Origin of the sequence: Photorhabdus sp. P32 (genome assembly GCF_038085095.1) — a bacterium.
Classification (GTDB): domain Bacteria; phylum Pseudomonadota; class Gammaproteobacteria; order Enterobacterales; family Enterobacteriaceae; genus Photorhabdus; species Photorhabdus luminescens.
Map to the genome: position 1 here is coordinate 1 of NZ_JAZGJN010000173.1, position 9,587 is coordinate 9,587.

A 9,587-nucleotide genomic window follows, 5' to 3' on the forward strand; every position below is an offset into this window, starting at 1 on the left:
CGCAGTTAGAGGCCAGTTCTGTTGAGAGTGTAGCCAAACAGTTGGCAAGCGTCCCGCCCTTTGTTGGCAGTACCTTCTCTCTGGTGTTGCAGATTTCCGCATTGCGCGCGGCTGGGTGGCCAGAGGGCAAGACTGAGGCATGTACCCGATTTGCAGCAGATTTGGTCGCTGCAATGGGGACTATCGCTGAAACCTGTGAACGGCTGTTGAATAATTTTCAGGTACTTAGGTTAAAGCCTCTATTGGGTTCTATCTTGGGGGAAAATGTACTGACCAAAGTACTGTGGGGTCTTGAGGTAGTAAAAATCTTTGGCGCTTGGGCCGGGATCGTTGGGGTGGTGTGGGATTTGTGTCATATGATAGATGAATTCTTTTTCAAAAAGAATGGAAGTCTAGGAATTGCCTACTTGGTTTCGGCAATAAGTGGAGGACTCTTGTTTGTTGCTGCGATCAAATTAATTACTTTAGGTCCGTGGGGGATCATTTTGGCTTTGGTATTTTTCTTTGGTGCCAATATTTATCTGGCAATGAAGAAAAAAAATGAGATCCAGAAATGGCTGGCGGCCTGTCTGTGGCGCAAAATTCCGGCAGGTGAAGGAGATATTCCTGCTATCTGGCCTGATAGCAGAATGGAAATGGATGCTTTTAATAAATTAATGACTGCGGGAGCATAACTATGCTATTAAGTCGATTTTATATGTCCTACGAACTGAATCGTCCTTTGACTCAGCAAGAGAAAGATGATCAATTTTATCAAGGAAAACCGACCCGATTAACGGGTAAAACAGGCGAATATATGATTGAGTACGATACGGTGATCCGTATGAACTCGACTTATATGGAGACTGTGGATAAATATTACCAAAATAGAGGATTTATTAGTTCACTATTTGCGCCGCTTTTTTTGAGTTGTTTTGGATTAATACTATACGCTTATGGTGGAATGGCTTATCAGTATATTATTTATAAAAAGATAATCCCTTCTTTATTCGGGGTATTTATGTTGACAGCAGGTTTTGCGATATTGATCTATTTTAGTGGCAAATTGACCCTAAAAGAGTGGTTTGCTAAGACACATTATCCAATTCGATTTAACCGCAAAACCCAAATGATCCATGTTTACCGTTTTGATGGCACAGTATTATCGGTTCCCTGGAAAGAGGTGTTTTTTACCCTGACCAAGTACAGCGGCAAGATGACGGAATGGTGTATTAACGGTCATATGCTGGCAGACGATAAGGAAACTGTATTGGATACATTTAGTTTGGGATTTTCTGGAGTATTTCGGGAATTGATGCCGGGCTATTGGGAATTTATCCGTTGTTATATGGAGGAAGATGGTTTACAGGAACAGGCGGATATTATCTTATTGTGTCCACCTATTGAGCAGAAGAAAGAAGGTTATATTTTTGGATTACAGTATCTAATGCGGATGAATTCTCGTTTGGACTGGTTTGTTGAACTGATAAATTTTCCATTTGATCTAATTACAAGTATTGCCCGTTATATTGCGATGCAGACCAGCAAAATACCGCAATGGCCTAAGGAAGTGGAAGATGCCTGTCAGGTTGATCCTGATGACCTAATTAACGTTAGTGCTGCTAATAATCCCGTGCATTTATGGCGTCATATTTTGGCGAACCAGACGCTGGAAGAATATCAGGCGATAAATGATCGTCTGTCATCAGCGCATAAGCGTTTGCAAGAGAAAATTGCAATGGCTCACTCAACTTCGGCGGAAGCATAATTATGCAAGGAAATGGCTTGTATACCCCTTATAAATTGAATCGTCCTTTGACTTGGGAAGAAAAAGATGATCAACTTTGTCAAGGAAAACCGACTCAGCTAAACAGCAAATATGGTCAGTATATTGTTGATTACAATACGGTGATCCGTATGAATTCTACTTATATGGAAACAGTAGATAAATACTATGGGGATAAGGGATTTGTTAGTTCGCTTACTGCAACATTGTTTTTTTGTTGCTTAGGAATGGCCTTATTTTCTATTGGTTACACAATTTACCAATATATAAAAGGAGATCATGAAATTCTGTTAAGTCTTCTAATTGTTCTACCTGTTATATCTCTGTTTGTCTATTTCAGTGGCAAATTTACTCTAAAAGAATGGTTTGCTACAACACACTACCCAATCCGTTTTAACCGCAAAACTCAGATGATCCATGTTTACCATTTCAATGGCACGGTATTATCGGTTCCCTGGAAGGAGGTGTTTTTTACTTTGACAATAGGAGGTGGCAAGTGGCCGGAATGGAGTATTGATGGCTATATTCTGGCAGACGATCAGGAAACGGTATTAGAGACATTTAGCCTTGGGATTTCTGGTTTACGGGACATGTTACCGGGTTATTGGGAATTTATTCGTTGTTATATGGAGGAAGATGGTTTACAGGAACAGGCGGATATTATTTCTTTATGTCCTCCCATTGATAAACAGAAGGAGAGTTATATTTTTGGATTACAGTATCTGATACGGATGAATTCTCGTTTAAACTGGATTTTTGGAATCGTAAAGCTGCCATTTGATTTAATTACCAGTGTTGCCCGTTATATTGCAATGCAGACCAGCAAAATACCGCAATGGCCCCAAGAAGTGGAAGAAGCTTGTCAGGTTGATCCTGATGATCCGATTAATGTCAGCGCTGATAATAATCCCGTGCATTTATGGCGTTATATTTTGGCGAATCAGGCGCGGGAAGAACGTCAGGCATTATATGATCGCCAATTCTCAGCACATACCCGTTTGCAAGAGAAAATTGCAATGGCTCATTCATCTACGGATAAATAAAGGCGAGTACATGAACGACATTAATTGCTCCTGGCTTGGTGATTTATTCTGTAAAAAACCAACGAAGATGTAATGATGGGAGAGGTTAAGGGTGAAAAAGTAAAAAACGAAAAGTAACTATCTCATGAAAGGAGAATCATAATTAACATTTAGTTAATAGCTCCTGCTCGCCTGAGAGAAAGTATTGTGTAATACAAGAGAAACCGTAAGTTTAATTAAAATGATTGGTTGGAATTTTTATGAAAAAGTTGAGTATGGTCCTTTGGTTAAGTTTGATTATTGATTTGATAGCTATCGGAGGGTTTTTTTATTATTTACAGCCACAACAGGCAACTCTAAATGGTTTAGATTATCAGGAGCAAGAGGCTTTAAAGGAGCTTTACCCTATTGCTAAACTGATAGCCATTGCTATTGCGATACAGATGGTCAGTGTATTATTGCTTTTCGTTCATAAAAAACTGGCGCTCTTTTTGGCTATGCTGTCTGGTTTTATGACACTTCCCTTAGGATTTGTTTATATCATCGGTTTTCTTTTTAGCTATAACAATTGTCGCTTTGATGGGTTTCCGCTATTTAAATTGGTAAATAAAAAGCAACTTTCCCCTTACCTTCATTTCCGTCAGGAACGTTTTTATATAATTACGGTCTTATTGGGTGTAGCTGCTATTATTCAGTTAAGTGCTGAAGTATCTATGGGGAATATAGGTTTTGTAGTGCCTATAGGGAAAGTGTTAGCGAGTGCTGCAATCGTGTTTGCTTTTAACGGTATTCGTCTTGCTTTTCGACCAGTGTTAGGTATTTATGGCAATCAATTGGTTATTACACCTTCTGCATTTAGCAAAACCTATCAGGTAGATTGTAAACAGGTATTGATGAAGAAAAAAGGTGAAAAGACAATTAGCTTTGTTATCCAAACTAATTCATTAAAGGAAGTAGTAAATATTAATCGTAATCTTATTGAAATAGTTGATGCATATGCCGGTGTTGACGAAATTGAAAAAAAATTAACACAACAAGGGGCTATAGAATGAAAGATATTATTCGTATTCACGATAAAACTACTCACGGCGATCAGGTGCTGAGTGGTTCGCAGAAAATGAAATTTTGGCGGTCTTTACCGGTTATCGCCAGAATAGGTCACTGAGTTCTGCCATGCATTCGGTTTCAATATTTTATAATCATATCATCGTGATATTCCTATTTATTTGTGAGGCTTTATTATAAGGCAGGGTTATTGCTGCCCTGAATCAGGGTTAATTTATTATGGATGGAATGACGCCAAATAATGCAATCTATTCTCATTCGCAGAATGTCACTGAGAATCATTCTTTTTTTACGCATTGGTGACGTATGGATGATAGTGAGTATTAATCATAAGACGGGTTTTTTATATTATTTAACCTATTGAAAATAATATAAAAATAGACTTTATTTCAATGATTTTGAACGAAATTAATATAAGAAAGGTAAATTGATTTCATATTATTTAAATCAATGCAATCTTTTTATATAAACAAATTAAATCCTGTTTATATTTGGTTTAAATAAGATGAATTTTGCCGTTGATATTAAGCAAATTGTGCTGTTTAATAAAAAAAGACTTGATCTTTATATTCACCCGCAGGGAGGATATAAATTATTCCATCACTCTATAGGTAGTTAATGAATCTATTAATTCGCGGGCAGATGACTGGCCTTCGCGATTATTGTTATTCTGGTTAGCTCTCAATTAAGCAGTACCGGCATCAATTGACTGTTCCCCGCATTTATCAGGGTTAACAACCGAGGATATATTCGGTTGGATTTTCGGTAGTTGAATTGACATAACCGCTTATGACGACAGGCACTTTATTAAAAAGTGGGGCGCCCTTTTCGCTGAGTGAACCGACCGCTTTATCTGATATCGGAGGAAAACTATTGATGGACAGAAAAATGCTGCGTGCCCGTCAGCTTCAGGCGAGTAAACCCGTGCTGCTGGGCCATGCCCGTTACCGGCTTGAAATCCGGCGCTGCAAGGCCGAGCTGGAGGTGTTCAGCTTCACCGGGGAAGAGCGCCTGTGCGCCCCGTATTGCTACACCATTGATTTCACCAGCCCGACCCGGGATATCGACCCGGCGGCGATGTTGAACAAACCGGCCACGTTTATCTTGCAGGCGCCGGAAAACCCGGAACAGGTGCGTAAAGTACACGGCGTCATCACCCGGTTTAACCGGCTGGCCGCCTCGGCGGATGAAACACGCTATCAGGTCTGTCTGGAACCCTATCTGGCGTTGCTGCGTCACACCCGGCGCAGTGGGATTTACCAGCACCAGTCGGTCCCGGAAATTGTGGAAAAGATCCTGCGTGACCGACACGAATTTCGCGGGCAGGATTTTCTGTTCACGCTGGTGCGGGATTATCCAAAGCGGGAGCTGGTGGTGCAGTGGCAGGAGAGCGATCTGGACTTTATCCAGCGCATTCTGGCGGAAGTGGGGATCTGGTATCGCTTCGAAATGGATGGCCGTTTAGGGATTGAAGTGGTGCGGTTTGGGGATAACCAGCGCAATTATCAGTACGACGTGAAGTTACCGTTACGTGACCCGGCGGGCATGAATCACAACGACCATGACTCGGTGTGGGATTTGCACGTTGAACATCAGGTGGTGACGCAAAGGGTGAAGGTGCGGGACTACAACTACCGGGAGGCGGGCAATGATCTGCAATATCAGGTCGGCCGGGATCGGGATACCACCGTAGTTGGTGAAGTTTACCGTTATGGCGATAACTTTCTTGAGAAGGGAGAACAAATCCAACCGGCACCGGAAACGGCGGGATTCTACGCCCGTTTGCATCACGAGCGCGACCTGTACCGGCAGCATCTTATCAGCGGCAAAAGTTCCTCCCCGATGGTGGTTTCCGGTTTAGTGCTGGAGCTGGAAGGGGAGAGACCGGCGGCGGTGGGAAAAACGGGGGTATTGATTGTCGCCATGCGAAGCAGCGCCCGGCGTGACAGCAACTATCTGGTCAGTTTTAGCGGCATTCCTTACAGCGAAGTGCTGAGCTACCGGCCGTTGCTGAGAGAACGGCCGGTGATTGCCGGTACGGTTCCGGCGCGGGTGACCAGCGACTGGCCGAACGACGCCTACGGCCATATCGACATCACGGGCCGCTACCGCGTCAAATTTGATTTTGATTTGGATGAATGGCCGTTGGGGGGCGAAAGCCTGTGGGTGCGTTTAGCCCGGCCGTATGCCGGTAAAACTCACGGTTTTCACTGGCCGCTGATCCAGGGGACGGAAGTGGCGATCGCGTTTGAACAGGGTAACCCGGACCGGCCCTACATCGCCCATGCGTTGCATGACTCCCGGCATGAAGACCACGTGACGCTCTACAACTACAGACGTAACGTGTTGCGCACCCCGGCCAACAACAAACTGCGGATGGACGACGATCGCGGAAAAGAGCACATCAAACTGAGCACCGAGTACGGCGGTAAAAGCCAGCTCAATCTGGGCCATTTGGTGGACGGACAGCGACCGCATCCCAACAAGCGCGGCGAAGGGTTTGAGTTGCGCACCGACGACTGGGGAGCCATCCGGGCCGGGAAGGGGCTGTTGTTGAATACGCATGCACAGCCTAAAGCCGGTGGCAAACAACTGGACATGGATGAAATCAAACGCCAGCTTGCCGATGCTTTGTCACTGGCGGAATCGCTCTCGGATCTGCTGCAAACGGCACAGATCGATCCGCTGGATAATGATACCCAACAGCATTTTCTACAACGGAATGTCGAGCAATTGCGGGAACCGGTGATTGTTGCGGGGGCGTCAGGTGGGATTGCGTTGTCAACACCGCAGCATATTCAGCACAGCGCCAGTAAAAACCTGATGATGACTGCCGGCGGCAACACTGAAATCTCGTCGTTGAAACGTATGGTGCTGGCGGCAAAAAAATCAATGGTGGTTTTCGTGCATGAGCTAGGGATGAAACTGGTTGCGGCAGCCGGGAAGATTCAGATGCAGGCCCAAACTGATGGTATTGAAGTTGTTGCAAAGAAAGGTGTGACTATCACCAGCAGTGATGACGAAATCCTGATCTCGGCTAAAAAGAAAATCACGTTGCAGTGTGGCGGCTCTTATCTGACCCTTGAACCCGGCAAGATCGAACATGGCTCTCCGGGCGATTTTAACGTCAAAAGCGCCAATTTCGATTACGCTGAACCGGCAAAGCTGGATGTGCCTTATCCCAATTTTACCGCCTGTGACACGATGGTCGCCGAAGCCGCCGATCAGGGTGACGCTACGGTGCCATTAGGCTAAGGAATTGATGATGACTCATTACCTGACTGAGCCGCTGGCATTGGCTGAGCATCAGTATGCGCTGATTGATCGTGTGGTTGTACAACAGTTGCCGGAAGCATTGCCGGTGATTGAAGTTGTTTCACCGCTGCTTGCTCCTCAGGCGCATTTTTATCCCTGGCTGTTACCGTTGCGTGAGTTACCGTCTGATGTTTGGTTCCGTCTGCTCAATGAAGCGCGTCTGAAAACAGATCCTGACTCGCCGCCATTTCTCGCTTTATTGCTTAAAAGTGATTTATCTCCGGCGGCCATCAAAAACGTGCTGGTTAATGCCTTGTATCTCAAGGAGAAACAGCAGGGGCATATCCTGCGTTATTACGATCCCCGAGTCCTGTTTCATTTGTACTGGATGATGGATTCTTGGGCATTTTCACGCCGGATTGCCGCGGATGACATTACTCACTGGACATTCTGGCTGGCGGGTGACTGGCATACGCTGGCTTTCCCGGAGAAAGTCCGTTACCAGCAAGGAGAAACGTCGGCGTCATTTGCTCAAATTCAGCGTATTGGCCTGATTAATCAGGTATTGGACCAGTTGCCGACGACGTTTGATATTGCTCAGCGGCAGACGCTTAGCCGTCGTATTGATGCGCTACTTGATATCGCTATGACGCAGTGGTCATTAACCTATAAGCAGGATCTGACGGCTTTTGCGTTACATGGCGTCACCCTAAATGACGAATTTCATCAGGCACCGAGAATGAAGGAGCTGTTGGACCGGTGCCGACATGTCACCGGGTACTACCAGCGTATCACCTGTAGCTGGACGGATGAACAGTGGCAGGAAATGACCAGTAAAGTTCGTTACCTGCAACTTTAGCCGATGGAATTATGAACGATGAACCTTAAAGAAACATCGATTATCGCTAGCGACGCGAACGGAACGTTGCTGAGCCGCCTTAACCCGGAAAACCTGAAATAAATTGTGTGCAATACAGGAGATTTTATTGTGAATAACCCTGGCTGTAATTTTTGTACCCGCAAGGGATTGCCTGTTTTACTGGTTCGTCCTGCCATTAAGGCGCAGGGTGATGGCGTGCCGGATTTGCCTGCGAGCATACCGATGCCGGTAGAGAGAAAAGGCGAAACCGGCTATACCACCCGTCTGCTGCGTGAAGGTTTTGTATATATCTGGGATGAGCTGGTCAATGGCTGGATCAATTATTACGTGACTGATGAGGGGTATTTTTATCCCCTGCCGAAAAATGGCAAAGTGCCTCCCCGTTTAGCCAGCGGTGAAATGAAACCGTGCATTGATGAACCAGATGAGTTGGCGCGTGCTTCGCTGGTGACATTACCGGTGTTGCCGAAGGGGGTGGCAAACAAAGCCTTTTGGTTTGCCTGGTCGGCGGTGGCGTGGACGGACGCGGTACGTAAAAAGCATGAAGATCCGGCATACCGTGCGCGATATATGCAGCGTTTTGATATGGAAAAATGGCTGAACTGTGGAGAGGGGGAGAATGCGCTGCCGTTTTCGTCACTGACGGATACCGTAGCGGAATACTATATGAGGATAGGTACCTACCAGCATATCTCAGATTACACCAGCTCTCATTGGAATGGGAAATTGTTATTGGATGATCAGGACGCTATAAAGCGGGCTGCCGAAAAATTACTGCCAGACAAAGGGGTCATACTGTACCTGCCTGATCCGGTTGCTGTGGTGCAGGATATTACCGCGCTGGCGAATTACCGGTTAAAAACCCAGTTTCATGACAATCCACATTATACCCGAGGGGCTGCGCTTTCGGCTTCTCTAAGCACGCTGAAAGAGGCGGTGTGTCGGCAGTTTGAGCGGGAGCAGCTAAAGTCAGATGAAACGCTTGAAAACCAAATACGATACGGTTACTACACTACTGGCGGATTATATATACCGGGTAATCAGGAGCTTGCGGAAACCGGGCACCAGTTAAACAATTCGGTGTTAAAACGGCTGGTACAGGAATATTGGTCAGATTACGAAAAGTACATTGATCGTGATAAAGAAAAAGCGTTTATGGACCGGTTCACTGCCGATCTGACGCGGTATGACAACACCATTATCTCTCCGATGACCGAGATGTATCTGGACTGGATGAAAAGCCAGACCCTGCTGGACTACTTTGATCATAACTTTGATAGCACGGACGATTACAGCGGTGCGCTGTTTGTTCAATCGGTTCATGACTGTGTTGCCGGCATGCAGGACAAACTGGGAGCCTCCCGTTATTTTCAGGAGCAGATGATGAGCGCCGCCATCACGCCGGATAATTTGCTGTTACGTGCGCTGGTGATGAACAGTGATAAAAGGATAGAGCGAACTCACGGCGTCTTAAAGACCGGTGGAGATTACGGCTCTCTCGCCTGGGATAAAATACCCGATGGGCTTAAAGACATCGCTGAGCACTTCCATGAACCGGTTTCCCTCACGATGGAAAAATACCTGAATGAACTGAGTAGCA

The 9,587-nt window shown here is 45.5% G+C and carries 6 protein-coding genes and 2 pseudogenes; all 8 read left to right on the top strand.

Annotation, left to right across the window (positions count from 1 at the left end; translation table 11 throughout):
- Window positions 1–674 (top strand): annotated as a pseudogene (locus tag V2H77_RS01775) (hypothetical protein); the annotation flags it as partial.
- Window positions 675–676: 2 nt separating this feature from the next.
- Window positions 677–1,747, top strand: a complete 1,071-nt coding sequence (locus V2H77_RS01780; protein ID WP_341497422.1) for a DUF6708 domain-containing protein — start codon at window positions 677–679, stop codon at window positions 1,745–1,747.
- Window positions 1,748–1,749: 2 nt separating this feature from the next.
- Window positions 1,750–2,808: a DUF6708 domain-containing protein gene (locus V2H77_RS01785; RefSeq protein WP_341497423.1), complete on the top strand. Its 1,059-nt coding sequence runs from the start codon at window positions 1,750–1,752 to the stop codon at window positions 2,806–2,808.
- Window positions 2,809–3,047: 239 nt separating this feature from the next.
- A complete protein-coding gene (locus V2H77_RS01790; RefSeq protein WP_341497424.1) occupies window positions 3,048–3,839 on the top strand; it encodes a hypothetical protein in 792 nt (263 codons plus the stop codon).
- A pseudogene (locus V2H77_RS23560) lies at window positions 3,836–3,913 on the top strand (PAAR domain-containing protein); the annotation flags it as partial. The gene V2H77_RS01790 and the pseudogene V2H77_RS23560, both read left to right, overlap by 4 nt.
- Before the next feature lie 815 nt (window positions 3,914–4,728).
- Complete coding sequence (locus V2H77_RS01795) at window positions 4,729–7,107, top strand: type VI secretion system Vgr family protein (protein ID WP_341497425.1); 2,379 nt, start codon at window positions 4,729–4,731, stop codon at window positions 7,105–7,107.
- 7 nt (window positions 7,108–7,114) lie between these two features.
- Window positions 7,115–7,966 carry a hypothetical protein gene (locus tag V2H77_RS01800; RefSeq protein WP_341497426.1) on the top strand — a complete coding sequence of 284 codons (852 nt, stop codon included), beginning with the start codon at window positions 7,115–7,117 and terminating at the stop codon, window positions 7,964–7,966.
- Window positions 7,967–8,095: 129 nt separating this feature from the next.
- A partial coding sequence (locus tag V2H77_RS01805; protein WP_341497427.1) for a T6SS effector BTH_I2691 family protein occupies window positions 8,096–9,587 on the top strand: 1,492 nt, incomplete at its 3' end.